General features: G+C 39.0%; 1 protein-coding gene. It reads right to left on the bottom strand.

From position 1 onward, the window contains the following. Positions 1 to 44: 44 nt before the first annotated feature. Positions 45 to 1,267 (bottom strand): IS3 family transposase gene (locus G5T77_RS14395; protein ID WP_122959108.1). Its coding sequence is split into 2 segments (ribosomal slippage): positions 45 to 931 and positions 931 to 1,267, totalling 1,224 coding nucleotides; the frame shifts between segments, so codons are not numbered across the junction. Positions 1,268 to 1,310 lie beyond the last annotated feature (43 nt).

The following is a 1,310-nucleotide window of genomic DNA, read 5'->3' as shown; positions in this document are numbered from 1 at the left end:
GTCTTGTCCTGAAATAGATTGACAGTATTCCACTTCAAACCGAGTTAAGCAATTAGCTCGGTTTTAGTTTGCTCATACGTCTGATTCGGGGTGTTCATATTTAAACTTAAATGTGGTCTATAGCAATTATAAATCATAATAGATTCCGCAATTAAGTGATCTAACTCCTTCATGGTTTGACATCGTGTAATTAAAAACTCCTGCTTTAATATTCCATTAATCCGCTCTGCTAATGCATTCTGGTAACAGTCTCCTCCATCTGTCATAGAAGGACATACCCCATAATGGCGTAATGCCGATTGATATAGTTCAGAGCAATACTGAGAGCCTCTGTCTGAATGATGAATCATCCTTGTCGCTCGATCCGTCACATGCTGCATCGCCATATGTAGAGCCTGCACAACATTCTCCGCACGCATATCATTCGATAACTTATAACCTTTAATCTGACGGGTATAAGCATCTGTCACTAAGGATAAATAATGTACGCCTTCAGCACTTTCAACATAAGTAATATCACTAACAAAGACTTCGTTGGCTTGCACTGCTGAATAATCCTTTAATAAATTTGGATGCTTCTTCATCCAATGCTTGCTATCCGTAGTTTTTGTATAGCGACGCTTGGGGCGAATCAATAAATTATGCTCTTTCAATATTTTAAATAACTGATCCCGTCCACACTTTAAACCACGCTGCAACAATTTGCCTTTAATAAGCCAATACAGCTTACGTGTTCCGATACTTGGCATGAGACAACGATATTCCATAACTAACTCAAGTATTTGTTCAGTTGCTTGTGCAGTCATTTGAGCACGTTTTTCTGCTTGATAATAAGCTTGTCGGGTGATTCCCAACCACTGACAATAACGTGAAACGCTTAGTCTTCTTTGGCTTTGCCAATCTTTGAAACGTGCTCGGTATACTTTTTTCCAAGATCAGTCCCACATTCTTTATCAATGTGATAAATCACATCCTGAATAAATTCAGTTTTAAGCTTTTCTGCGGCTAACTGCTTTTCTAATTGGCGGATTCGTTGTTGGGGGGTTAATTGGCGTTTAGAAGAAGTCGGCATATTCGAAGTCCAGTCCTGTTGTCCGTGCTTGCGTAACCATACCAGCACAGTTGATCTTCCTTGAATACCATATTTTGCCTGAGCTTGTTTATAAGTAATTTGCCCTTTTTCTACTTCATGTACAACCATCATTTTAAAGGCGAAGCTATAATCACGTTGTGTGCGTTTAACTCGTTGTTCTTGTGCATGTTCCATAAAATAAGTCTCTTAAGGTGTAAACTTATTTCAGGACGGGACA

The organism is Acinetobacter sp. GFQ9D191M, from assembly GCF_011174875.1.
Classification (GTDB): domain Bacteria; phylum Pseudomonadota; class Gammaproteobacteria; order Pseudomonadales; family Moraxellaceae; genus Acinetobacter.
Note: the sequence above shows the minus strand (reverse complement) of the source record. Positions and strands in the feature narration are given on the sequence as shown.